Below are 23,257 nucleotides of genomic sequence, written 5' to 3'. Positions count from 1 at the left end.
GCGGCGGGTGGGCGGCTGGCAGTAGGTGGCGCGCGGGATCATCACGTAGTCCAGCGACATGGTCTCCGCGTCGCCGATGGTCTCGGCGGCGATGACGCCCATGGACTCGGCGGCGTGCGCCAGCATCAGCTTGGCCGTCACGTCACCGATCGCGAAGATGTGCGGAACGCTGGTGCGGCAGTACTCGTCGATGTCGATCGCGCCGCGCTCGGTCAGTCGGACGCCGGTGTTCTCCAGGCCGTAGCCGGTGACACGCGGCGCGAAGCCGATGGCCTGCAGCACCTTGTCGGCCTCCAGCACCTGCTGGGCGCCGTCCTTGCCGGTGACGGTGACGCGGACCTTCTCGCCGCTGTCGTCGATCGAGTCGACCCGGGTCGAGGTGAGCACCTGGATGCCGAGCTTGCGGTAGCGCTTGGACAGCTCCGCGGAGACCTCGGCGTCCTCGAGCGGGACCATCCGGTCCAGGAACTCGACGATGGTGACCTTGACGCCGTAGTTGTGCAGCACGTAGGCGAACTCGACGCCGATCGCGCCGGCGCCGGCGATGACGATGGACTCGGGCAGGGAGTCGCTGAGGATCTGCTCCTCGTAGGTGACCACGCGGCTGCTCAGCTGCGTGCCCGGCAGCAGGCGCGTGCTGGCGCCCGCGGCGATGATGCAGTGGTCGAAGGTGACGGTCTCGGTGCCGCCCTCGTTCAGGGTGACCTGGAGGGTGTTCGCGTCCACGAACTGGCCGCGGCCCTGGAACTGCCGGATCTTGTTCTTCTTCATCAGGAAGTGGACGCCCTTGACGCGACCGTCCGCGACCTGACGGCTGCGCTCGAACGCAGCCTTGTAGTCGAAGCTCACCTTGCCGTCGACACGGATGCCGAACGTGTCGGCCTCCTGGGTGAACAGGTGCGCCAGCTCGGCGTTGCGCAGCAGCGCCTTCGAGGGGATGCACCCCACGTTCAGGCAGACCCCGCCCCAGTACTTCTCCTCCACGATCGCCGTGGTCAGACCCAGCTGCGCCGACCGGATCGCGGCCACGTAACCACCGGGGCCGGCCCCCAGCACCACCACATCAAAGTGCTCACTCATGCTCCGGACTCTACGCCCAACCGGGGCCCGTCACCCAGGCTGTGATCGACGAGACACGGCCACGGGAACTCGCTTGACGAAAATTCAATAGTGGAATTTGCCGCAATCGGCGCCGCGGGCCTTTGCGTTGCCAATTCCGGCAGCACCGTGGCAGCCTGATGAGGGAAGACTGGATATCTGGAGGCAGCGAGATGAACAGCCCTCCTTCTTCGTCTCCGTCCTGGCGGCGCAGAGTCACGGTCCTCGCACACGACACCCAGTATCAGCTCGACCGGCTGGAGGAACTGACACGGAAGCAGCCAACGGATTTTCCTGCCTACAGCACCGGGCTATCAGTGGCGCATGCGCGGGCACAACTCACAGCTGCTCGCGAGGCAGCCGCCCGTCGAACGCGCCCCAAGGGCGGTTGGTACGGAACGGACGTCACAGAAGCATGGTCGAACGTCCAAGCAGCGACCGAGGAACTGCTGCGCCTTTCCGCCCAATTCCCGAACGAGCTGAAAGGGTGGGGTCCACGCGTCCTGGCAGAGACGCAATGGCATCTCGGCGAGCCGGATCCCCGGCGCAGACAACTGGAATTCCGGCTCGGGAAAACCGACCATGTACTGGAGGCCGCGGACGTCGGACTCGCGGCAGAATGCCTCCGGGCAGCCCATGCGGTGCTCAACGCCAAACGCGACCGGGTTCGCTCGTTCCGGAACATCATCCTCCTGACGTCCCTCTGCATGGCTCTCCTCCTGGCGGCCTGGGCCATACTCGGCGCGTATGACGTACAAGCGGGTCGGATACTCGGCTTCAAGGACCCGACCTATCCCCTCGGCGCCAGTCCGACGAGGATCGACATCCTCATCGTGGAACTCGTCGGAGTGACCTCTGCGGCGCTGGTCGGCGCGGTGGCCCTGCGCAACATCGACGGAACCACTCAGCCCTTCATGGTGCCGGCGTTCCTCATGCTGCTCAAACTACCGACCGGCGGGATATCCGCCCTTCTCGGCCTCCTTCTGCTCAGAGGCGGCCTGGTCTCGGCGGTGCAGATCTCTCACTCCTCCGCGGCCATTCTGGCCTGGGCGGCCATATTCGGCGCGGGGCAGGAGCTCGTCACCCGCCTGGTGGACCAGAAGGGCAGAACACTTCTCCAACAGGCCAACTACAGCCCGATCGGCATCGAACTGGCCAGCGAGGAGAGCCACCGCCCCTGAGGCGGCGTCCCCTACTCGCGGCTCAGGATCCAAACGCCGTAGTCGTCGTTCGCGGGGTGCAACTCGTAGCTGCCCGCCCGCAGGTTGACGCGCAGCCCGACAGCGGACAGGTCTGCTTCGAACTCGGCGACCGCGTATTCCCGGGCGTTCGGCGGCCGACCCTCCAGGTGGAAGCCGACCAGAATCCTGCCGTTCTCACCGAGCACGTCGCGCATGGCCGCCAGCGCCGCCCGCTCCGTGCCCTCGGCCAGGTAGAGGACGACGTTCCCGACACAGACCACCAGGTCGAACAGCCCGTCGTCGGACCCGAGGCTGAGAATGTCCCGTTCCTCGATCGGCAGCCCCGGGTAAGTCTCCCGAGCTTGTTGGACCAGCGCCTTGTCGGGCTCGATCGAGAGCACGTCATGCCCTCGCCGCAGCAGTGCCGCTGCCACCCGGCCCATGCCCGCCCCGGCGTCGAGCACGCGCGCACCACGAGGAAGGAGCGCGTCTGCGAGCCGCGCCTCACCGTCGACGTCCTCGCCGGCGGCGATGAGCTCGGCGAAGCGCCGACCGTAGTTCGCGCTGAACCCGGACTCCTGCCAGCGGGTCGGCCGCCGCGTCATCGGCCTGAGCCGTCCACGCGGGGCATGGCAATCCCGGAGCGATCATGGTCCATGCCCCGCATTTTACGGCGCGGCCGTGTCGGAGCCGCGCGCGGATCCGGGCTGGGTCGTCGGGATGCGTTGGACGAAGAACAGTCCGATGAGCCCGGTGAGGGCCAGGATCGCGAGGGCGACCTTGAGTCCGTCGATCCGTGCGTCGGCATAGGCGTCGAGCGCCGCCTGGCTCGCCTGCGAGTTCACACCGGCCTTGTCGAGCGCGGACTGGAGCTGGGCGTCCGAGACGAACGGGACGCCGGCCGAAAGCTGGACGTTGGCCTGGCTCTTGACCTCGGCCGGGATCGCGGGGCTCTGCTCCACGTTGCTCAGGAAGGACGAGGTGAGCACCGCGATCATGACCGACCCGGCGAGCGCCGTGCCGATGGAGGCGCCGAGGTTGGTGACTGTGTTCTGAATGCCTCCGACGTCGGAGCTCTGCTCGTCCGGGACCGCGGAGACGGTCACCGAGCCGAGCTGGGACGCGAGTGCGCCCATGCCCAGGCCGATCAGCAGGAGCGGAACCGTGGTGACCTCCGCTCCCGAGCTGGCGTCCAGGGCCGCCATGAGCACCACGGCACCGGTGATCATCGCCAGCACACCAATCCGCACGACGGCCCGCGGGGACACCTCCGGCAGGAGGCGAGGGATCCCGATCGCCGCGGCGAGCAGCGTCAGCGACAACGGAAGGATGCGGACCCCGGTGGCGAGTGCGGAGAGACCGAGCGCGACGGACAGGAAGAGCGGGACGACGAAGAAGACACCCATCTGGATCAGGTACTGGAAGAAGAACATCGTCAGGCCGCCCGAGAGCTGCCGGTTGTGCAGCATGTCCACGTCCACCAGGGGCTCCCTGCCCCGCCTCATCCTGAGGCGCTCCCAGCGGAAGAACAACCAGATCACGAAGATTCCCGCCAGCATCAGCCAGACGACCGGGGAGAACCCGAACCAGGACGGCTGGCCCGGCTTCGGACTGAACCAACCCCATTCGTCGGAGCGGAGCACCCCGTAGACGAAGCCGCCCAACCCCAGAGCGGACAGCACCGCGCCCACGACGTCGACCCGGGGACGCCGATCCGGCGGTGCGTCGACCATGCGACGCGCGAGCAGCAGGATGCCGAGGACCATCACGACCTCGCCGGCGAAGACCCAGCGCCAGGAGAAGTACGTGGTGGCGATGCCGCCGATGAGAGGCCCGAGCCCGATCGCGATCGCCCCGGCCGCCGCGACCAGCCCGTAGGCCGCCGGACGCTGCCGTTCCCCGAAGTTCCCGGCGACCAGCGCGACGATCGCGGGCAGGATCAGCGCCGCACCGACGCCCTCCAGGAACGACCAGCCCAACAGGAGCACCGGCAGGTTCGGCGCGATCGCCGTGGTGAACGAGCCGCAGCCGTACACGAGGCACCCGACCATGAACGCCCGCTTGCGGCCGATCATGGCGCCGATCTTGCCGCCGGGAACCATGAGAACGGCCATGACCAACGTGTAGGCCGTGATCGCGCCCTGGATCCCGGTCACCGACGTGCCCACGTCCTTCGCCACCGTGGCGATGGACACGTTCATCACGGAGCTGTCGAGCGCCATCAGGAACTGCCCGGAGGCGAGCGTCAGCAACACAAGCCTGGCGGCACCGGCCATCTTGGGCGGGCTGTCCGAGGCGCCGGTCGTCTCAACCATGCCGCATCTTCCCGCCGCGAGCGCACGACCCCCGCCCGCCCCGCCGGGACGTCCCTGAACGCGGCCGTCCGAACACCCGAACGGCGGGAACGTGGACGGGTCCCTACAGGTACAGCCCGGTGGTGGTGCCCTCGGCGTCACTGACGCGCTCGGACGCGACCGCGTGGATGTCGCGTTCGCGCAGCAGCACGTAGAGCGTGCCGCGGACCTCGACCTCCGCGCGGTCCTCCGGGTCGTAGAGGACCCGGTCCCCCGGCTCGATGCTGCGGACGTTCTGGCCCACCGCGACAGCCTCCGCCCAGGCGCAGCGCTTCGACAGCTCCGCCGTCGCCGGGATCAGGATGCCGCCGGTCGAGCGGCGTTCGCCTTCCGGGCCCTCGGTGCGGACCAGGACGCGGTCGTGCAGCATCCGGATCGGCAGCTTCTCGCCGAAGGATGAGTCGTGCTTCTTGCCCACAGTCCCGTCCGCCACCGTCTCGTCCGCGTTCACGCAGGAAACCGTACAGGCAGCCGGGCGCTACTTCTTGCGGCGAAGCAGCACCAGGCCCACCACCACCGCGCCGGCCACGGCCGCAACGGGGATGATGCGCTCCTTGCGCGGCTGCCCCTTCTCGTCCACGAACTGCGCCCGGACCTGCTCAAGGCCGCGGTTCACCGTGACGAAGGCCTGGCCGACCGTGCGGTCCACCGTCGCCTTGGCCTGCGCCTTCGCCTGCCCGACGATCGTCGAGGGGTGGACGGCCACGGACAGCTCGTCGAGCGTCGCAGCGAGCTGCGCCCGGGTACGGGCGATGTCCGCCTCGATCTGGGCCGCGCTCCGCCGATCCCGGCTCTCGTCCCTGGTGCTGACCTCGCCCACGAGGACACCCTCTCTCGCTCGCTCGCCGACTGCTACTGCTCCTGGACAGTCTGTCAGGTCCCGCTCGCCCGCGCGCAGCGGCACCCCGCTCTGACGCAGACCGCACCAGCGGGCGCCGAGCGGTACCGTCACAGCATGAGTGCCCGACTTTCCCCCGGCGACGCCGCTCCCGCCTTCAGCCTGCCCGACGCGGACGGCAAGGCCGTCTCCCTCGGCGACCACCTCGGCCGCAAGGTCATCGTCTACTTCTACCCGGCCGCACTGACACCGGGCTGCACCAAGCAGGCGTGCGACTTCACCGACAACCTGGACGTGCTGGCCGGGGCCGGCTACGACGTCATCGGCGTCTCCCCGGACAAGCCCGAGAAGCTGGCGAAGTTCCGGGAGAAGGAGCACCTCAAGGTCACCCTGGTGGCGGACCCCGACAAGGAGGTGCTGCAGGCGTACGGCGCCTTCGGCGAGAAGACGATGTACGGCAAGACGGTCACCGGCGTGATCCGCTCCACCTTCGTCGTCGACGAGCAGGGCAAGATCGAGCACGCCTTCTACAACGTGCGGGCGACCGGCCACGTCGCGAAGCTGATCAAGGACCTGAAGGTCTGATCGCACAGGCGAAGGGGCCCCGGCGCGCAGCGCCGGGGCCCCTTCGTGCTGCTTGTTACTGCATCGAGCTGTTCATCGCGTTGATGAGCGAGCCGGAGGCGTCGTCACCCTCGAAGGAGAAGGCGAAGATGCCGCCGAGGCCGTTGGTGGTGGCGTACTGGCCGCGGGCGGTGATCGCCTGCGGGGTGTCGCCGGTGTAGAAGTTGGTGCCGTCGTAGATCCACGCGCTCTGCGTGGTCGGGTCCCAGTGGACGGTCGAGCCGGTCGTGAGGCCCTTGGCGGCGAGCTCCTTCCAGTCGGCGATGCCCGCCTCCTGGGTGTAGGTCTGGGCCGGGCTGGCACCGGTCGCCGACTGGTACAGGCCGTAGTTGCTGCCGGCCGGGACGCCCGTCCAGCCGCGGAAGTAGAACGGGACGCCGAGGACCAGCTTGTTGGCCGGGAAGCCACCGGTGATCCCGTAGGCGGAGTCACCCGTGGTGTACGCCTTGATGGTCTCGTCGATGTTGTACTTCGCCGTGCCGGGCGCGATCGCCTTGCTCGGGTCGTTCGACGTGTCGTGCAGCGGGTCCTGGAAGTTGGTCGGACCGGTCGAGTCCCAGGCGCCGTGCATGTCGTAGGTCATCAGGTCGCCGTAGTCCAGGTACTTGGAGATCGCGGCGGGCTGGATCAGCGAGATCTTGTCCTGGCCGGACGGCAGCGCGGCGGTCAGCAGGTAGTGCTTGCCGACGGTCGAGCCGTACGCGTCCAGCTCGCTGCGGAACTCGGCGAGCAGCGCGGTGTAGTTGGCGGTGTCGGCGGCCGAGTAGTGGTTGCCGGTGTGGCCGCCGGCCGAGGCCGGGTACTCCCAGTCGATGTCGATGCCGTCGAACAGGCCGGCCGCCGAGCCCGTGCCGCCGGAGGCGTCACCGGAGATGTTCGTCGGCAGGTTGCCCTTGATGAACATGTCGATGCAGGAGGAGACGAACTTCTTGCGGGACGCGTCGGTGGCGGCCACGTCGGAGAAGTACTTCGAGTAGGTCCAGCCGCCGATGGAGAGGTTGATCCGCAGGTTCGGGTACTTCGCCTTCAGCTCACGCAGCTGGTTGAAGTTGCCCTTGATCGGCTGCGACCAGGTGTCCGAGGTGCCGTCCACGGAGATGTCCGAGGTGTAGGACTTCTGGTAGTCCGCGAACGCGTCGCCCGCGCCGTCACCCGCGTTCGGGTCCGACTCGTTGGTGGAGTCCGAGGCCTTGACCGTCTCGAAGCAGTTGAGGTTGGTCGGGTCGATGTTCTCGAAGGCGTAGGTGATCACCTTCATGCCCGCCGCGGCGCCCGAAGTCCCCACGTTCTTGGGGTAGTAGGCGTTGCCGTAGATCGACCACTGGTCGAAGTACGCGGACTTCATCGCACCGGTCTGCGCCGCGCCCGTGGTGACGGTGATCGGCGTGGACTGCGCGGAGGAGTGCCCGTCCTTGTCGTAGCCCTGCACGGTGAAGGTGTAGCTGGTGTTCGGCTGCAGCGAGCTGACCGTGACGGTCGAACCCATCGCCGTGGCCATCAGGTTGGCGCCGCTGTAGACGTAGTAGGCGGGGGTGTCGCCGGTGCCGGAGCTGTCGGTGGAGCCGGTCCAACTCAGCGTCACCGCGTTGTTGGTGACCTTGGCGGAGACGCCGCTCGGGGTGGAGACCTGGCCGTCGCCGCCGGGCGCGGTGCCGCCGCCGCTGGTCGAGCTGGCGCTCGGCGAGGGGGACGCGGAGGTCGCGCTCGCGGACGGGGACGGGGACGCACTGGTCGGGGAGGCGGACGGGCTGGCGCTGGTCGCCGACGCCGACGGGCTGGCCGAGGTCGGCGACGCGGACGGGCTGGTGGTGCCGCCACCCGAACCCGCCGGGCCGGTCAGCGTCACGTCGTCGGCGAAGTACGTGCCCTGGCCGTACCAGCCGTGCGTGTAGACCTGCACCGAGGTGGTGGTGGCGCCGGTGGTGAAGCTCGTGGTCAGCTGGCCGTAGCTGCTGTTGGCGGGCGTCCAGGTGCTGGCGCTGACGCCGGTGCCGGTCGCGCCGAGGTAGACGTAGTTGCCCTGCACGTAGGCCGAGAGCGTGTAGCTGGTGTTCGGCTGGACCGTGACGGTCTGTGCGCACTGCGCGTCGTCGCCGGAGCTCGCCGCGCCCTGGAGGGCGTAACTGCCGCCGTGGACCGGAGAGGTGACCACGCTGTCCAGCGTGGAACAGGACCAGCCGGACAGGTTGCCGGTCTCGAAGTCACCGTTGGTCACAAGGTTGGTGGCGGCGGCACTCGCACCGGTGAGACCGGCGGCGAGCGCGACCGTGCCGGCCACAAGGGCGGTCGCGGCCGCCAGGGCGGTGCTGCGCTTCAACCTCCGCTCAGGGGCGGCGGGGGCGGGCAGGGCACGCTGGTGCATGGAGCAACTCCGTTGTTCGTGGGGGAAGTTCTCTTGCGCGGTGCTTGCGGTGCTGGCCACCCGCGCCGGGGTGTGGGGCCCTCCGGCGCGGGTGGGGTCTGGTGGCCGAGGTGGGGTCAGCCGTTGTACTGCGTGATGATCTTCGTGAAGTCGTAGGGGTTCTGCGTCACGCTGGAGCAGGCCCCGTCGGCCCAGTTGTGGACGACGCTCGGATCGCAGGCACGGTCGCGGTTGACGTCCCAGTAGGAGAACGCGGCGGCGTGGTTGGCCTGGACGTAGCCGAGCAGGTCCGTGAAGGTCGACTGCGTGTAGAGCTCGCTGGGCTGGTCGGTGTGACCGTTCATCAGCTGAACCGACAGGTGCGACCACGCGGTGGCGGCGCTCCACCCGTACAGCGTCTGCAGCTGCTGCGCGGTGTCGGCGGCGACGGTCTCCGCGGCGGCGGTCTGGGTGCCGCCGTTCAGGCCGAAGTCGAAGTCCATCACGTTGACCCGGTCGATCCGGGCACCGTCGTTGATCGCCTGCTGGATCTCGTCCCGGCCGGTCAGCGGGAGGCCGACGGTGGTCGCGGGGATGGTCAGAGTGACGACCAGGTTCGGGTTCGCGGCCTCCAACTGCTTGATGGCGCCCCAACGGAGGGCCATGTTGGCGTCGAGGGCGGTGTTCTCCCAGTCCAGGTCGATCCGGGTCAGGTTGTACTTGGTGATCACCTGCTGGTAGGCGGCGGCCAGCGCGGAGCTGCTGCCGCAGGACGAGCCGAGCTCGGTCCCGTTGTATCCGCCGAACGACACCGCGGCGTCGCCGCCGGCCGCGCGGATCGCGCTGATGTCCGCCGCGACGGCGGTGTCGGACGACACCGGGGTGCTCGCGTTCCCGCCCCAGGCGGGCGTGCAGCCGCCGGAGTCCAGCACGAAGGCGAGGTTGAACTGGTTCTCGCCGGAGCCGGCGATGATGTCGGAGACCGCCTGCGGCGAGTTGTCCAACGGCATGAAGTAGACGGGGTGGTGGAAGCCGGTGTCGACGGGCGGCGGCGGGGTGGTCGCGCTGCTGCTCGGACTCGGGCTCGGGCTCGCACTCGGGCTGCCCGTCGAGGTCGCGCTCGCGCTGGGCGACGGGGTACCGCCGCCTCCGCCGGCAGGCACCGGACCGGTCAGCGACAGCTCGTCGGCGCCGAACGTGCCCTGTCCGTACCAGCCGTGGACCCACACCGTCACCGAGGTGGTGCTCGCCCCGGTCGTGAAGGTGGTCGACAGGCTGCTCCAACTGCTCGCGCCGGGTGTCCAGGTGCTGGTGTCGGTGGTCCCGGTCCCGGTGTCACCAAGGTAGACGTAGTTGCCCTCGACCTGACCGCTCAGCGTGTAGGTCGAGTTGGGCACGACCGCGACGGTCTGCGCGCACTGCGCGTCGTCCTGCCCGGCGGGCGTACCCGACAGGGCGTAACTCCCGGCCGCGACAGGGCTGCTGACCACCTTGTCATTGGCGGAACAGCTCCACCCGCTCAGATTCCCGCTCTCGAACCCGCCGTTCACCAGCAACTGCCCAGTCGCCGCCTGCGCGGCCCCCCCGACCAGCGCCAACCCGCCGACCCCCAGCAGCCCGGCGGTACACGCCGCGAGAGCGGCCTTCACCCGTACAGCACGTCTGTCGTCCATCTCAGCTGCCTCCAACTCCCGGCCGGTCAACGGCTGCGCCCGCAGATAAATTGGCCTGGACCATCCCCTACCGTCAAGACCCTATTTGGCAACGTGTCACTTAAGGACACTTAAGGTTCATCGAAGCTGCAGCTCATCGGCATGATGACCAAAACTGGCCTAGTCCTATTGGTCTCGACCACGTGGACACGCCGGCGGACGCGCGAGACGGTGAGGACAGCGCGATGGCGCAGTGGGTAGCATTCCCCTCATGCGGCCGTGGAGAAATTGGCAGCCTCGCTGGCTTTAGGTGCCAGTGCGCGTGAGCGCGTGAGGGTTCGAGTCCCTCCGGCCGCACAAAAGACGAAGGCCCCGCCTCCTCAGGAGGCGGGGCCTTCGTCTCGGCTGCTGTCAGCCCAGGAGTTCCTTCAGCACCGGCACGAGGGCGCGGAAGGCCTCGCCGCGGTGGCTGATGGCGTTCTTCTGGTCCGGGGTCAGCTCGGCGCAGGTGACGGCGTAGCCGTCGGGCTGGAGGATCGGGTCGTAGCCGAAGCCGTAGGAGCCGGCGGGCTCGAAGCGGAGGGTGCCGCGGAGGCGGCCCTCGACGACGCGTTCCTGGCCGTTCGGGAGGGCCAGGGCCGCCGCGCAGGCGAAGTGGGCGGCGCGGTGGGGGGCGGCGATGTCGGCGAGCTGGGCGAGCAGCAGGTCGAGGTTGGCCTTGTCGTCGCCGTGGCGGCCGGCCCAGCGGGCCGAGAAGATGCCGGGGGCGCCGCCGAGGACGTCGACGCAGAGGCCGGAGTCGTCGGCGACGGCCGGCAGGCCGGTCGCGCGGGCCAGCGCGTGTGCCTTGAGCAGCGCGTTCTCCGCGAAGGTCACGCCGGTCTCGGGGACGTCCGGCACCTCGGGAAAGGCGTCGGCGCCGACGAGGTCGACGTCGAGTCCCGCCGCGCCGAGGATCGCGCGCAGCTCGCCCACCTTGTGGGCGTTGCGGGTGGCGAGGACGAGCTTCCGGTTCGAGGGCATGTCGCTCATCCCTCCAGGGCCTTGCGCTGGATCGCGTCCAGCTCGCTGCAGCCCAGCTGGCCGAGGTCGAGCAGCTGGTTCAGCAGGTCGCGGTCGAAGGGCGCGCCCTCGGCTGTGCCCTGGACCTCGACGAAGCGGCCGTCGCCGGTGCAGACGATGTTCATGTCGGTCTCGGCGCGGACGTCCTCCTCGTAGCAGAGGTCCGTCATCGGCACGCCGTCGATGATGCCGACGCTGACGGCGGCGACCGCGCCGACGATCGGCTCGGCCTTGGCCCGGGTGATCTTCTTGGCCTGCGCCCAGCGGACCGCGTCGACCAGCGCGACGTAGGCGCCGGTGATCGCGGCCGTCCGGGTGCCGCCGTCGGCCTGGAGGACGTCGCAGTCGAGCGCGATGGTGTTCTCCGAGAGCGCGCGGAGGTCGATCACGCCGCGCAGCGAACGGCCGATCAGGCGGCTGATCTCATGGGTGCGGCCGCCGATCTTGCCGCGGACGGACTCGCGGTCGCTGCGGGTGTTGGTGGAGCGCGGCAGCATCGCGTACTCCGCGGTCACCCACCCCTCGCCGCTGCCGCGCCGCCAGCGCGGCACGCCCTCGGTGACGCTGGCGGTGCAGAGGACCTTGGTGTCTCCGAAGGAGACCAGGACAGAGCCCTCGGCGTGCTTGCTCCATCCGCGTTCGATGGTGATGGGACGGAGCTGGTCGGGGCTGCGGCCGTCAATGCGAGTCATGCCTGAGACCCTACCCAACCCGTGCAAAAGAGACCGGCGGCCTGCCCCCGTGAGTGCGCACGGGGGCAGGCCACTGGTCTCATGCCCCGAACGGGGCGTCAGGCAATCACCTTCAGGACGTCACATCATGTCTTCGATGTCGGCGGCGATCGGGTCGGCGTCGGTGCCGATGACGACCTGGATCGCGGTGCCCATCTTGACGACCCCGTGGGCTCCGGCGGCCTTGAGCGCGGCCTCGTCGACCAGGGAGGGGTCGTGGACCTCGGTGCGCAGGCGGGTGATGCAGCCTTCGACCTCTTCGATGTTCTCGATTCCGCCGAGTCCCGCGACGATCTTCTCAGCCTTCGTGGCCATCTGGTCTCTCCTGTTCTCAGGCCGGGAGCACCAGTTTTAAGGGCAGTGTCCCGGTCTGTCACGTTAACGCACTAATGGCCCAACTTCGCGAGCGAAGATCAGCAAGCCATCCGAGGATGTGACCTGACGGGCACGCCTCGTACCTGAATGGTCTACACCACCTGAGGGAGAAGAGTCGAGATGAGTTCGGCGCAGGTGGTCGCGGGGCCCTCCAACTGGCAGAAGTTCTACAGTGGCCTGCAGAAGATGGGCCGCAGCCTCCAACTGCCCGTGGCCGTGCTCCCCGCAGCGGGCATCCTGAACCGCCTCGGCCAACCGGACGTCTTCGGCGCCACGGGACTGCACTGGGACAACGTCGCCAAGGTCTTCGCCGCGGCCGGCGGCGCCCTGCTGGGCGCCTACCTCGGCCTGCCCCTGCTCTTCTGCATCGGCGTCGCCATCGGCATGGCCAAGAAGGCGGACGGCTCCACGGCGCTCGCGGCCGTCGCCGGCTTCCTGGTCTACCGGGGCGTGCTGGACGCCTTCCCGACCAAGGACGGCCTGGCCAACCATCTCCCCTACCCCGGCCAGAATCCCGGTGTGCTCGGTGGCATCCTGCTCGGGCTGATGACCGGTTACCTGTGGCAGCGCTTCCACCGCACCAAGCTGCCGGACTGGCTCGGCTTCTTCAACGGCCGCCGCCTGGTCCCGATCATCATGTCCGGCGTGGGCCTGCTCCTGGGCGTCCTCTTCATCAACCTGTGGCCGCCGATCGGCACCGCGCTCAACAGCTTCAGCGACTGGCTGACCCACCTGGGCTGGCTCGGCTCGGGCATCTTCGGTGTCGCCAACCGCCTGCTGCTGGTGATCGGCATGCACCAGCTGATCAACAGCTACGTGTGGTTCCAGTACGGCACCTACCACGCGCCCGACGGCCGGGTCGCCCAGGGCGACATCCCCCGCTTCCTCGCGGGCGACCCGCACGCGGGCATCTTCACCACCGGATTCTTCCCCGTCATGATGTTCGCCCTCCCGGCCGCCGCCCTGGCCATGGCGCACTGCGCCAAGCCGAGCCGCCGCAAGGAGGTGACCGGCATGATGATCTCGCTCGGCCTGACCTCCATGATCACCGGCGTCACCGAGCCGATCGAGTTCTCCTTCGCCTACCTCGCGCCGGTGCTGTACGGCATCCACGCGCTGCTGACCGGCGTCTCGATGGCGGTCACCTGGGCTCTCGGCGTCCACGACGGCTTCAGCTTCTCGGCCGGACTGATCGACTACGGGCTCAACTGGAGCCTCGCCACCAAGCCCTGGATCATCCTGCCGGTCGGCTGCGTCTTCGCGGTCGTCTACTACGGGCTGTTCCGCTACGTGATCGTCAGATTCGACATCAAGACCCCGGGGCGCGAGGACGACGCCGACGAGCTGGAGGCGGCGAACATCAGGGAGTAATCGCAAAACATCACAACTGCGACACGGAGGGTTCCGCTCCGGTAAAGCCGTGCTAAGAATGGTCTACACCACGTGGTCTAAACCACTGTGGTGTGGACCATTACTTCGTTAGGGAACACCATGAGCGCAACCACCGCTGCCCCGGTGGCCACGACCGCAAAGAAGCGGGGCTCGGGCCTCTTCCAGGGTCTTCAGAAGCTGGGCCGGAGCCTTCAGCTGCCGATCGCCGTCCTTCCCGCAGCGGGCATCCTGCTGCGCCTCGGCCAGCCCGACGTGTTCGGCGCCCAGGGGCTGCATTGGGGCAAGGTGGCCGCCGTCTTCGCCGCCGCCGGCCAGGGCGTCTTCGACAACATGCCGCTGCTGTTCTGCATCGGCGTGGCGATCGGCTTCGCCAAGAAGGCCGACGGATCCACCGCGCTCGCCGCGGTCGTCGGCTTCGTGGTGTACCACAACGTGCTGACCGCCTTCCCGGCCGCCGGCACCGTCACCGCCGCGACCCCGGCCGGAACGCCGCAGAACCCCGGCGTCCTCGGCGGCATCGTGATCGGCCTGCTCTCCGCCGTGCTGTGGCAGAAGTACCACCGCACCAAGCTGGTCGACTGGCTGGGCTTCTTCAACGGCCGCCGCCTCGTCCCGATCCAGATGGCCTTCGTCGGCACCCTGGTGGGCGTCCTCTTCGGACTCACCTGGGGCACCATCGGCGGCGGGCTGGACCACTTCTCCAACTGGCTGATCGGCCTCGGCCCGCTGGGCGCCGGCATCTTCGGCTTCGTCAACCGGCTGCTGCTGCCGATCGGCATGCACCAGTTCGTGAACACCTTCTTCTGGCAGCAGGTCGGCACCTACCACGGTGTCCACGGCGACCTGAACCGCTTCTTCGCCGGCGACCCGTCGGCCGGTCAGTTCATGAGCGGCTTCTACCCGATCATGATGTTCGGCCTTCCGGCCGCCGCCCTGGCGATCGTCCACACCGCGCGCCCCGAGCGTCGCAAGGTCGTCGCGGGCATGATGCTCTCGGTCGCGCTGACCGCCTTCGTCACCGGCGTGACCGAGCCGATCGAGTTCGCCTTCATGTTCATCGCGCCGGTGCTCTTCGTGATCCACGCGCTGCTGACCGGCGTCTCGATGGCCGTCACCTGGGGGCTCGGCGTCCACCACGGCTTCACCTTCTCGGCGGGCCTGCTGGACTACGTGCTCAACTGGCACTTCGCCACCAAGCCGTGGCTGATCATCCCGATCGGCCTGTGCTTCGCGGCGGTCTACTACGTGCTGTTCCGCTTCGCGATCGTGAAGTTCAACCTCACCACCCCGGGCCGCGAGCCCGAGGAGGAGATCGAGGACGTCACCAAGGCCTGAGCCCGGCTCAGATCTCGTACACCGCGCCCGGTCGAGCCAGCTCGACCGGGCCGTCGTACGTCCCGGCGGCGTCGTCCATGTTGCGCTGGGGGTCCGTCCACGGGGGGATGTGCGTGAGGACCAGGCGCCGGACGCCCGCCGCCGTGGCCAGCTCGCCGGCCTGGCGGCCGTTGAGGTGGACGTCGGCGAACTCCTCCTTGCCGTGGGTGTACGCGGCCTCGGAGAGCAGCAGGTCGGTGCCGCGGGAGAGATCGACCAGCTGCCCGCACGGCCCGGTGTCGCCGGTGTAGACGAAGGACGCGCCGCCGTGCTCGAAGCGGAAGCCGTAGGCCTCGACCGGGTGGGCGACCTGCGTGGCGGTGACGGTGAACGGGCCCAGCTCGAAGCTGCCCTCGCTGAGCGTCCGGAAGTCGAAGACGCCCTTCATGCCCGGGTCCTCGTCCATGTCGTAGGCGCGGGCCAGCCGCTCGGCGGTGCCGGCGGGGCCGAAGACGGGGAGCGGCGCGGGGCAGCCCTCGAAGCGGTAGTTGCGGGCGACGTAGTAGGCGCACAGGTCGATGCAGTGGTCCGGGTGCAGGTGGCTCAGCACGACGGCGTCCACGTCATACAGCCCGGTGTACTTCTGCAGCGCGCCGAGCGCGCCGTTGCCCAGGTCGATGACGACCTTGAAGCCCTCGGCCTCGACCAGGTAGCAGGAGCAGGCCGACTCCGCCGACGGGAAGCTCCCGGAGCTCCCGACAACCGTCAGTTTCATGCCGCGCCCTCCGCCGGCTCACATCCACGGCTCCGTTGCCGTGAGGTCGTGAGGTCGTGAGCTACGAGGGTACGGCCGGGGCAGGTCTCCCGCTCCGCCCGCCGGGCCGGTTGTGGTCGGAATCACCAGGAAGGGGGCCCGCTCCGGCGCGCTCACGCTCGGTTGTGCGGACGGCGTCGCACCCACGCTCGGATGGTCTCCGGATGCCACCGCGGCTGACCGAACGAGGTGATCAGGTCCGGCGCCGGGAGGATGCCCTGCCGGCGGTAGGACTTGACCGTCTCGGGCTTCACCCCGATGTGCGCGGCGATCTCCCGATAGGACCACAGCTCGGTGGCGCTCATGCGGGCCTCCTCCGTCGGACGCGGAACTCCTGCTGGACTGCGTGGGGTCCAGCGTTTTCCGGCCCAACGAGAGGAGGCTCCCGGCATCGGGGGCTGTCGGCGTTCTGTGACGATCTCAGGGCAGAAAACGGATAAAGAATCCGAGACCGTCACACTCTTTGCAGACGGGGAGGGTTTGCCCTGGGCCCAGAGCGTGCCGGGCCGGAGCGTGTCAGGCCCAGAGCTGGCCCTGGAGCGCCTCGACCGCCTGCTCGGTGGTCTCGGCGGTGTAGATGCCGGTGGACAGGTACTTCCACCCGCCGTCCGCGACCACGAACACGATGTCCGCCCGCTCCCCCGCCTTCGCGGCCTTGCGGCCGACCCCGACCGCGGCGTGCACACTGCAGCCGGTGGAGATGCCCGCGAAGATGCCCTCCAGCTGCAGCAGCTCGCGGGTGCGGCGGACCGCGTCCGCGCTGCCGACGCTGAAGCGCGTGGTCAGCACCTCGGCGTCGTAGAGCTCCGGGACGAAGCCCTCGTCCAGGTTGCGCAGCCCGTAGATCAGGTCGTCGTAGCGCGGCTCGGCCGCGACGATCTGTACGCCGGGGACCTTCTCGCGCAGGAAGCGGCCGACGCCCATCAGCGTGCCGGTGGTGCCGAGGCCGGCCACGAAGTGCGTGATCGTCGGCAGGTCGGCCAGGATCTCCGGGCCGGTGCCCTTGTAGTGGGCGCCCGCGTTGTCGGGGTTGCCGTACTGGTAGAGCATCACCCAGTCCGGGTGCTCCGCCGCCAGCTCCTTGGCGACGCGGACGGCCGTGTTCGAGCCGCCCGCCGCGGGCGAGGAGATGACCTCGGCGCCCCACATGCGCAGCAGTTCGCGCCGCTCCTCGCTGGTGTTCTCGGGCATCACGCAGACCATGCGGTAGCCCTTGAGCTTCGCGGCCATGGCCAGCGAGATGCCGGTGTTACCGCTGGTGGGCTCCAGGATGGTGCAGCCCGGCGTGAGCCGGCCCGCGGCCTCGGCCTGCTCGATCATGTGCAGGGCGGGGCGGTCCTTGACCGAGCCGGTGGGGTTGCGGTCCTCCAGCTTGGCCCACAGACGTACGAGACCCGCCTCGTTGCCCGGCACCGTCGCGCTGAGGCGCGGCAGGCCGACGAGGGGGGTGTTGCCGACGGCGTCGAGGGGGGTGTCGTACTTCATGTCAGCGCGCGCCGCCGGCGACCGCGGGCAGGATCGTCACGCTGTCACCCGCGGCGACCTCGGTGTTGATGCCGCCGAGGAAGCGGACGTCCTCGTCGTTCAGGTAGACGTTGACGAACCGGCGCAGCTCGCCGCCGTCGACGAGGCGCTCGCGCAGGCCCGGGTGGCGCACGTCGAGGTCGCTGAAGAGGGCGTCCAGCGTGGGGCCGCTGCCCTCGACGGCCTTGGCGCCGTCGGTGTAGGTGCGGAGGATGGTCGGGATGCGGACCTCGATGGCCATGGCAGGGCTCCAGAAGTGGTCTCAGTGGGAGAGGACGCGCGCCGAGCGCGCACGGGCGGGCGTCGGGTTCGCTGCCGAACGGGACGGACGACGCTGCGGGAAGGGCTCAGGCGGCGCGACAGATGGCGCTGGCGAGGCGGCACAGGTCGACGTGCAGCCGCGCGACGAGGCGGATGCCGGGCGCGTGAGTGCTCATGTCGACGGAACGCATGCAGGCATCGTATAGATTCCCGACCCCCGAAAGGGATCCCCGTCCTGCCAGATGGACGGATTCGTCTCGTATCCCGATATGCCAGAGGGCCCGGCGGGGTCTGCCGGGCCCTCCCTGACGTCCGCCGTTCAGGCGCCGACGACCTCGACGTCTTCCTCTGTGATCACGCCGTCCACAATGCGGAACGAACGGAACTGGACGGGGCCCTCCTCGTTGCCGCACTCCGCGGTGGAGACCAGCACGTAGTGGGCGTTCGGCTCGGACGCGTAGGACACGTCCGTCCGGGAGGGGTACGCCTCGGTGGCCGTGTGGGAGTGGTAGATCACGACGGGCTCCTCGTCGCGGTCGTCCATCTCGCGGTACAGCTTCAGCAGGTCACCCGAGTCGAATTCGTAGAACGTGGGCGAGCGCGCCGCGTTGAGCATCGGGATGAACCGCTCGGGCCGCCCGCTGCCGGCGGCGCCGGCGATCACGCCGCAAGCCTCGTCGGGGTGGTCGGCGCGCGCGTGGGCGACGATCGCGTCGTGCAGTTCGCGGGTGATGGTCAGCATGGGCCAAATATAGGCAGGCCCGGCTAGAACATCGTCTCCAGGAGGGACTCCTGGAGGCCGCCCAGCCACAGGTAGGCCATCACCATCGGCTTGCGCGGGTCCTCGTCCGGGAGGGCGTAGAGGGAGTCGTCGTCCTCGGAGACGTCCAGGCGGCTGCCGAGGGTGAGCCGGAGGTCGTTGAGGGCGCCGAGGGTGCGGCGACAGCCGTCGGGGTCGAGGCGGACGACGGCGCGGCCCTTGCGGTCCTCCTCGGCGTCGTCGATCGCGCGGACCACCGCGACGGCGTCGTCGCGCTTGCGGGCGCGCAGGTCGTTCTCGGTGAAGCGGCGGAACTCCGAGGAGAGTTCCCCCGCCTCGGGGCCCTCGGCGTACGCGTCGGGGAAGAGCCGCGCCAGCGCCGGATCGGCGGGCGGCTTGGTCGGTCCCTCGGCGAAGAGCGCGGCCAGCGGGTCCTCGGGGGCGTCCTCCCCGGGCCCGGGCCCGATGAGTTCGAGCATCTGCACCATGAGGCTGCGCAGGATGGAGGCCTCGACCGGGTCGAGGGTGAGCTGCGCGCCCCCACCGTGGGCGCGCTTGAACAGACCGGTCATCGATCGCCCGTCACTTGTCGTGCTGCAGCGTGGCCCAGAGCCCGAAGCCGTGCATCGCCTGGACGTCGCGCTCCATCTCCTCGCGGGTGCCGCTGGAGACCGTCGCGCGGCCCTTGTGGTGCACGTCGAGCATCAGTTGACGGGCCTTCTCCTTGGGATAGCCGAAGTACGTCTGGAAGACGTAGACGACGTAGGTCATCAAGTTAACAGGGTCGTTGTGGACGATCGTCACCCAGGGGACGTCCGGATCGGGCACCTCGAACGGCGCCGACTCGGCCTCGGTGCGCTCGATCTCCACCGGCGCGACGCTCACGACTGGTACTCCTCGTACGGTTCGTACTGCCCGTCCACGACCTCTTGTGCAAGGTCCATGCTGCCATCCGGGCTTTCCTCAAGCGATCCGGGACCCGCTCGGGCACGAGTGGGAGTCGACCGCAGCCGTCCGGGTGATCTGCGCAGGAGAAATCGTCAAACTGACGAAATGGGGGTACGATGATGTGCATGGATGCTGCAACGGCGTCGACCGCCCTGCTCACCGACCGCTACGAGCTCACCATGCTGCAGGCCGCCCTGCGCAGCGGTGCGGCGCAGCGGCACTCCGTGTTCGAGGTCTTCACCCGACGGCTGCCGGACGGCCGCCGCTACGGGGTGACCGCCGGCGTCGGGCGCGTACTGGACGCGGTCGAGAACTTCCGCTTCACCCCCGCACAGCTGGACTGGCTCGCCGACCAGCAGGTCGTCGACGAGGAGACGCTGCGCTGGCTCGCCGACTACCGCTTCCGCGGCGACATCCGCGGTTACGGCGAGGGCGAGTGCTACTTCCCTGGCTCCCCGATCATGGTGGTCGAGGGCAGCTTCGCCGAGGCGGTGATCCTGGAGACGGCGATCCTGTCGGTCCTCAACCACGACTCCGCGATCGCCGCCGCGGCCTCGCGGATGACCGCGGCCGCGGGCGACCGCCCGGTCATCGAGATGGGCGCCCGGCGCACCCACGAGCGCGCCGCCGTCTCCGCGGCCCGCGCGGCGTACATCGCGGGCTTCGGCGCCACCTCCGACCTGCAGGCCGGCTTCGAGTACGGCATCCCGACCACGGGGACGGCGGCGCACGCGTTCACCCTCGTGCACGACACCGAACGGGACGCCTTCACCGCCCAGATCGAGTCGATGGGCCGCGGCACCACCCTGCTGGTCGACACCTACGACCTGACCGAGGCCGTCCGCACCGCCATCGAGGTGGCCGGTCCGGATCTCGGCGCGGTCCGGATCGACTCCGGCGACCTGCTGATGCTGGCCCACCGGGTCCGCCGCCAGCTGGACGACCTGGGTGCCCAGAAGACCCGCATCGTGGTCACCTCCGACCTGGACGAGTACGCCATCGCCGCGCTGGCCGCCGCGCCCGTCGACGCCTACGGCGTGGGCACCTCACTGGTCACCGGCAGCGGGCAGCCGACCTGCTCGATGGTCTACAAGCTGGTCGCCCGCGCCGCCTCCGCCGACCGGGACGCGCCGCTGGTGCCCGTCGCCAAGCGCTCGGCGGGCGCCAAGGCCAGCCGCGGCGGCGCCAAGTGGGCCGCGCGACGCCTGGACGCCGACGGCGTGGCCGAGGCCGAGATCGTCGGCACCGGGCCGGTACCGACGGACCTGCGGGAGCGCCTGCTCCACCGCGAGCTGGTCCGCGGCGGCGAGGTCGTCGGTCGCGAGCCGCTGACCGAGGCCCGTGAACGCCATCTCCGCTCACGCGGCCAACTGCCGCTTTCGGCAACCCAGTTGTCGCGCGGCGAGGCCGTCGTGCCGACGGATTACCTGGGCGGCTGAGCCGCCGGGGGGCGCGCGGGGGTTGACACGCGAACATTGCGTCGCGGCCACCCCTCGCGCAATCCCCCGCCCCTCCCTACGCTGCTGCCAAGCACGACGACACCGCAGCACCGCTGTACCGCCGGCACCACAGCACCGCCAGCATCACCCGCACCACCGGAGAAACACCACCAGCACAGGGAAAGCGCCGAGGAGAGTCACCGCCATGCGCCGCGCACTGATCATCGTGGATGTGCAGAACGACTTCTGCGAGGGCGGCAGCCTGCCGGTCGCCGGCGGCGCCGAGGTCGCCGCCGCGATCACCGACCTGGTCGCCGAGAGCACCGGCGGTTACGACCACGTGGTCGCCACCCGGGACCACCACATCGACCCGGGCGACCACTTCTCCGCGCACCCCGACTTCCGCTCCAGCTGGCCGGCCCACTGCGTCGCCGGCACCGAGGGCGTGGGCTTCCACCCCAACTTCGCCCCCGCGGTCACCTCCGGCGCGGTCGAGGCGGTCTTCGACAAGGGCGCGCACGCCGCCGCCTACAGCGGCTTCGAGGGCTTGAACGAGAACGGCGTGGGCCTCGCCGCGTGGCTGCGCGCCCACCAGGTGACCGAGGTCGACGTGGTCGGCATCGCGACCGACCACTGCATCCGCGCCACCGCGCTGGACGCGGCGCGCGAGGGCTTCACGACCCGCGTGCTGCTCGACCTGACGGCGGGCGTGGCCAAGGCCACAACGGAGACCGCGCTGGCCGAACTCCACGCCGCCGGTGTGGAGTTGACCGGCACGCCGGTCGTCCTCGCGGACTGAGGGAAGGCCGACCAGGGACCGGGCGGGTGCGCGAGCAGGGCTTGAGCGCGAGTCGGTAGCCTGCCAACTTGGGGCTGTGTCAAGGGGCGTGAGCCCGTGCGCCCCCCTGTGCTCCCCTCTCGGCGGTTAGGGTGCGCTTACCGGCACATGCACCGGGTATCTGCCGTACCGGAACCACTCGACATCTTCATACGAGTCCCCCGCTCGAACTCTCCCCCGGCGGGCCCCGATCGATCCCGTGGCCGGCCCGCAGTCCCGAAGCGAAGGACGGAACAGCCATGCCACGTCTGACGGTATCTCAGCTGGCGCTCGGCACGCTCGCGGTCGTCGGCGCCACAGTGGCCCTGCTGGCCCTCTCCGGCACGCAGAGCACGCCGCTCATCCTGCTGCTCGCCCTGCTGGGCCTCGCCGTCGGCGTGGTCGCCGCACTGCGGCGCTCGCGACCGCGCGGCGCCCCGGGCGGCTCCCGCGTGGTCGCCAAGGCGCAGGCGCCGGCGCCCGCGGTGGAGTCCATCCCGGAGCGGGAGCGCGTCCCGCACTGAGGCCGGCTCGGCCCCCGCACGCATGAAAGCGCGGCGCCCCCTGCCCGGGGCACCGCGCTTGTCCATGATCACATCGGCGTGGCGCAGGTCTCAACGCCTCTGCGTTTCAACGGGCCTCTGCGCTTCAACGAGCCTCCACGACCACGGTCTTCGCCGCCTTGTCGTGCAGGGCCTGTCGGTAGGGCTGGTCCCAGGTGACCCAGACACCGTCGATCGCCCACCACAGGCAGCCGCAGACGATCGCCCCGGGCAGCCCCCAGACGGCCGCCCGCGTCCATCCGGGCGAACCCTCCGGCACGCTCCCGTCGGCGAGCACGGCGACCCGCAGGCCCATCAGCTTCTTGCCGACGGTCTGCCCCCGCGACCGGGTCAGCATCAGGCCCTCGTAGACGAAGGCGACCAGCATCGCCGAGAGTGAGCCGACGAAGCTCACCAGGTTCCGGTCGTGCCGGTCGGCGAAGAAGGCGATCAGACCGAACGGGACCGCGATGACGATCACGATCGCGATGTCGATGATCCGCGCCGTCAGCCGCTTGCCCAGCCCCGCGAGCGGCGGCATCCCGCCGACCGCCTCGGTCGTCTCGGTGTCGGACGGCGGGTGGTAGTACGGCCCGCCGCCGTCCGGGGGCTGAGGTGTCGTCATAGCCAGCAGTGAACCATTCGATCCGGACATTCCATCGGATCCAGGGGTGTTTCCCGCGTTTCAACCTTTCACCACGAAGGTGGCACCGAGCTTGTCGTGCCAGCTCTGACGCAGCTTCCGGTCCGTGGCACAGGGCACCAGTTCGAGGATGCCCAGGAGGAGGAAGACGAGCGTCTGGCACATGGCCGTGCGCAGGAGGGTGCGCCCCAGCCTCGGCCGGGACTTGCTCCGGGCGTCCAGCACGGTCAGCCCGAACATCGCCTTGCCGAGGGTGCGGCCCCAGACCGCGACCGGGATCGTCTCGTAGACGAGCCCGACAGCGAGCAGGGCCGCCAGCAGGAGGCCCGCGTCGGCCAGCACGGTCCCGTCCACCAGCCACACCGTCTGCGGCAGGCCGCTGGCCTGCGCAGCGTCGATCTTCGCCTGCAGGTGCAGGGTGACGCGCTGCGCCAGCGCCACGGCGAGGACACCGACCAGGGCGTAGGTCACGACGGTGTCCACCAACCGCGCCCCGATCCTCGGCCCGAGCAGCGCGGGCCGCGTCTGCGGCCGTTCCCGCCGGGGG

General features: G+C 69.6%; 27 protein-coding genes and 1 tRNA gene. 8 read left to right on the top strand and 20 right to left on the bottom strand.

The window, feature by feature from the left end:
• A partial coding sequence (locus DN069_RS14705; RefSeq protein WP_111501425.1) for a dihydrolipoyl dehydrogenase family protein occupies window positions 1-1,080 on the bottom strand: 1,080 nt, incomplete at its 3' end.
• Between the two features lie 191 nt (window positions 1,081-1,271).
• Between DN069_RS14705 and DN069_RS39405 the strand changes: the two genes are divergently transcribed.
• A complete protein-coding gene (locus DN069_RS39405; protein WP_133259927.1) occupies window positions 1,272-2,279 on the top strand; it encodes a hypothetical protein in 1,008 nt (335 codons plus the stop codon).
• An 11-nt stretch (window positions 2,280-2,290) separates the two neighbouring features.
• Here the strand turns inward: DN069_RS39405 and DN069_RS14690 are convergent, their stop codons facing one another.
• The 4 genes from DN069_RS14690 to DN069_RS14675 all read right to left on the bottom strand — a co-directional run bounded on the left by DN069_RS14690 (window position 2,291) and on the right by DN069_RS14675 (window position 5,453).
• Window positions 2,291-2,884: a class I SAM-dependent methyltransferase gene (locus tag DN069_RS14690; RefSeq protein ID WP_111501420.1), complete on the bottom strand. Its 594-nt coding sequence runs from the start codon at window positions 2,882-2,884 to the stop codon at window positions 2,291-2,293.
• A 63-nt stretch (window positions 2,885-2,947) separates the two neighbouring features.
• Window positions 2,948-4,594 (bottom strand): MFS transporter, encoded by a 1,647-nt coding sequence (locus tag DN069_RS14685; RefSeq protein ID WP_111501419.1) that lies wholly within the window; start codon window positions 4,592-4,594, stop codon window positions 2,948-2,950.
• A 103-nt stretch (window positions 4,595-4,697) separates the two neighbouring features.
• Window positions 4,698-5,003 carry a GroES family chaperonin gene (locus tag DN069_RS14680; RefSeq protein ID WP_111501424.1) on the bottom strand — a complete coding sequence of 102 codons (306 nt, stop codon included), beginning with the start codon at window positions 5,001-5,003 and terminating at the stop codon, window positions 4,698-4,700.
• Window positions 5,004-5,111: 108 nt separating this feature from the next.
• A complete protein-coding gene (locus DN069_RS14675) occupies window positions 5,112-5,453 on the bottom strand; it encodes a DUF3618 domain-containing protein (protein ID WP_111501418.1) in 342 nt (113 codons plus the stop codon).
• 135 nt (window positions 5,454-5,588) lie between these two features.
• On the opposite strand from DN069_RS14675, the gene bcp reads away from it, so the two are divergent.
• Window positions 5,589-6,056, top strand: coding sequence for a thioredoxin-dependent thiol peroxidase (gene bcp / locus DN069_RS14670; protein ID WP_111501417.1), 468 nt, complete (start codon window positions 5,589-5,591; stop codon window positions 6,054-6,056).
• A 55-nt stretch (window positions 6,057-6,111) separates the two neighbouring features.
• Here the strand turns inward: bcp and DN069_RS14665 are convergent, their stop codons facing one another.
• Both DN069_RS14665 and DN069_RS14660 read right to left on the bottom strand, forming a co-directional pair.
• Window positions 6,112-8,457, bottom strand: a complete 2,346-nt coding sequence (locus tag DN069_RS14665; protein ID WP_111501416.1) for a glycosyl hydrolase family 18 protein — start codon at window positions 8,455-8,457, stop codon at window positions 6,112-6,114.
• Between the two features lie 116 nt (window positions 8,458-8,573).
• Complete coding sequence (locus DN069_RS14660; protein WP_111501415.1) at window positions 8,574-10,109, bottom strand: carbohydrate binding domain-containing protein; 1,536 nt, start codon at window positions 10,107-10,109, stop codon at window positions 8,574-8,576.
• A 252-nt stretch (window positions 10,110-10,361) separates the two neighbouring features.
• Between DN069_RS14660 and DN069_RS14655 the strand changes: the two genes are divergently transcribed.
• Window positions 10,362-10,445: transfer RNA gene (locus DN069_RS14655), tRNA-Leu, on the top strand.
• A 54-nt stretch (window positions 10,446-10,499) separates the two neighbouring features.
• Here DN069_RS14655 and rdgB read toward each other — a convergent pair.
• The 3 genes from rdgB to DN069_RS14640 all read right to left on the bottom strand — a co-directional run bounded on the left by rdgB (window position 10,500) and on the right by DN069_RS14640 (window position 12,196).
• Entirely contained in the window at window positions 10,500-11,111 is a 612-nt protein-coding gene (rdgB, locus tag DN069_RS14650) for an RdgB/HAM1 family non-canonical purine NTP pyrophosphatase (protein WP_111501423.1), read from the bottom strand.
• Window positions 11,112-11,116: 5 nt separating this feature from the next.
• Complete coding sequence (rph, locus tag DN069_RS14645) at window positions 11,117-11,842, bottom strand: ribonuclease PH (RefSeq protein WP_111501414.1); 726 nt, start codon at window positions 11,840-11,842, stop codon at window positions 11,117-11,119.
• 120 nt (window positions 11,843-11,962) lie between these two features.
• On the bottom strand, window positions 11,963-12,196 hold the full coding sequence (locus tag DN069_RS14640) for a PTS sugar transporter subunit IIB (RefSeq protein ID WP_042372585.1): 234 nt from the start codon (window positions 12,194-12,196) through the stop codon (window positions 11,963-11,965).
• A gap of 180 nt (window positions 12,197-12,376) precedes the next feature.
• On the opposite strand from DN069_RS14640, the gene DN069_RS14635 reads away from it, so the two are divergent.
• Complete coding sequence (locus DN069_RS14635; protein ID WP_111501413.1) at window positions 12,377-13,627, top strand: PTS transporter subunit EIIC; 1,251 nt, start codon at window positions 12,377-12,379, stop codon at window positions 13,625-13,627.
• A 120-nt stretch (window positions 13,628-13,747) separates the two neighbouring features.
• Window positions 13,748-14,983, top strand: coding sequence for a PTS transporter subunit EIIC (locus DN069_RS14630; protein WP_111501412.1), 1,236 nt, complete (start codon window positions 13,748-13,750; stop codon window positions 14,981-14,983).
• A 7-nt stretch (window positions 14,984-14,990) separates the two neighbouring features.
• On the opposite strand, the gene DN069_RS14625 is transcribed toward DN069_RS14630, so the two are convergent.
• From DN069_RS14625 to clpS, 8 genes are all read right to left on the bottom strand, one after another.
• On the bottom strand, window positions 14,991-15,737 hold the full coding sequence (locus DN069_RS14625; RefSeq protein WP_111501411.1) for an MBL fold metallo-hydrolase: 747 nt from the start codon (window positions 15,735-15,737) through the stop codon (window positions 14,991-14,993).
• Between the two features lie 152 nt (window positions 15,738-15,889).
• Window positions 15,890-16,081, bottom strand: a complete 192-nt coding sequence (locus tag DN069_RS14620; protein WP_111501410.1) for a helix-turn-helix transcriptional regulator — start codon at window positions 16,079-16,081, stop codon at window positions 15,890-15,892.
• Between the two features lie 211 nt (window positions 16,082-16,292).
• Window positions 16,293-17,261: a PLP-dependent cysteine synthase family protein gene (locus tag DN069_RS14615; protein ID WP_111501409.1), complete on the bottom strand. Its 969-nt coding sequence runs from the start codon at window positions 17,259-17,261 to the stop codon at window positions 16,293-16,295.
• 1 nt (window position 17,262) lies between these two features.
• Window positions 17,263-17,541 carry a MoaD/ThiS family protein gene (locus tag DN069_RS14610; RefSeq protein ID WP_111501408.1) on the bottom strand — a complete coding sequence of 93 codons (279 nt, stop codon included), beginning with the start codon at window positions 17,539-17,541 and terminating at the stop codon, window positions 17,263-17,265.
• Between the two features lie 106 nt (window positions 17,542-17,647).
• A complete protein-coding gene (locus tag DN069_RS42605; RefSeq protein ID WP_332262344.1) occupies window positions 17,648-17,752 on the bottom strand; it encodes a putative leader peptide in 105 nt (34 codons plus the stop codon).
• 128 nt (window positions 17,753-17,880) lie between these two features.
• Window positions 17,881-18,303: a M67 family metallopeptidase gene (locus DN069_RS14605; RefSeq protein WP_111501407.1), complete on the bottom strand. Its 423-nt coding sequence runs from the start codon at window positions 18,301-18,303 to the stop codon at window positions 17,881-17,883.
• Between the two features lie 23 nt (window positions 18,304-18,326).
• Entirely contained in the window at window positions 18,327-18,893 is a 567-nt protein-coding gene (locus DN069_RS14600) for a DUF2017 domain-containing protein (protein WP_111501406.1), read from the bottom strand.
• Window positions 18,894-18,903: 10 nt separating this feature from the next.
• On the bottom strand, window positions 18,904-19,206 hold the full coding sequence (gene clpS / locus DN069_RS14595; RefSeq protein ID WP_111501405.1) for an ATP-dependent Clp protease adapter ClpS: 303 nt from the start codon (window positions 19,204-19,206) through the stop codon (window positions 18,904-18,906).
• Between the two features lie 188 nt (window positions 19,207-19,394).
• Between clpS and DN069_RS14590 the strand changes: the two genes are divergently transcribed.
• From DN069_RS14590 to DN069_RS14580, 3 genes are all read left to right on the top strand, one after another.
• Window positions 19,395-20,708: a nicotinate phosphoribosyltransferase gene (locus tag DN069_RS14590; protein ID WP_207892156.1), complete on the top strand. Its 1,314-nt coding sequence runs from the start codon at window positions 19,395-19,397 to the stop codon at window positions 20,706-20,708.
• Between the two features lie 205 nt (window positions 20,709-20,913).
• On the top strand, window positions 20,914-21,507 hold the full coding sequence (locus DN069_RS14585; RefSeq protein WP_111501403.1) for an isochorismatase family protein: 594 nt from the start codon (window positions 20,914-20,916) through the stop codon (window positions 21,505-21,507).
• A gap of 278 nt (window positions 21,508-21,785) precedes the next feature.
• Entirely contained in the window at window positions 21,786-22,049 is a 264-nt protein-coding gene (locus tag DN069_RS14580) for a hypothetical protein (protein ID WP_111501402.1), read from the top strand.
• Between the two features lie 124 nt (window positions 22,050-22,173).
• Here DN069_RS14580 and DN069_RS14575 read toward each other — a convergent pair whose 3' ends face one another.
• Window positions 22,174-22,692 (bottom strand): RDD family protein, encoded by a 519-nt coding sequence (locus tag DN069_RS14575; protein WP_165845503.1) that lies wholly within the window; start codon window positions 22,690-22,692, stop codon window positions 22,174-22,176.
• Window positions 22,693-22,752: 60 nt separating this feature from the next.
• The coding region (locus tag DN069_RS14570; RefSeq protein ID WP_133259926.1) for an RDD family protein at window positions 22,753-23,257 on the bottom strand (505 nt) is incomplete at its 5' end.

This window comes from Streptacidiphilus pinicola, from assembly GCF_003258295.1.
GTDB classification, from domain to species: Bacteria; Actinomycetota; Actinomycetes; order Streptomycetales; family Streptomycetaceae; genus Streptacidiphilus; species Streptacidiphilus pinicola.
Note: the sequence above shows the minus strand (reverse complement) of the source record. Positions and strands in the feature narration are given on the sequence as shown.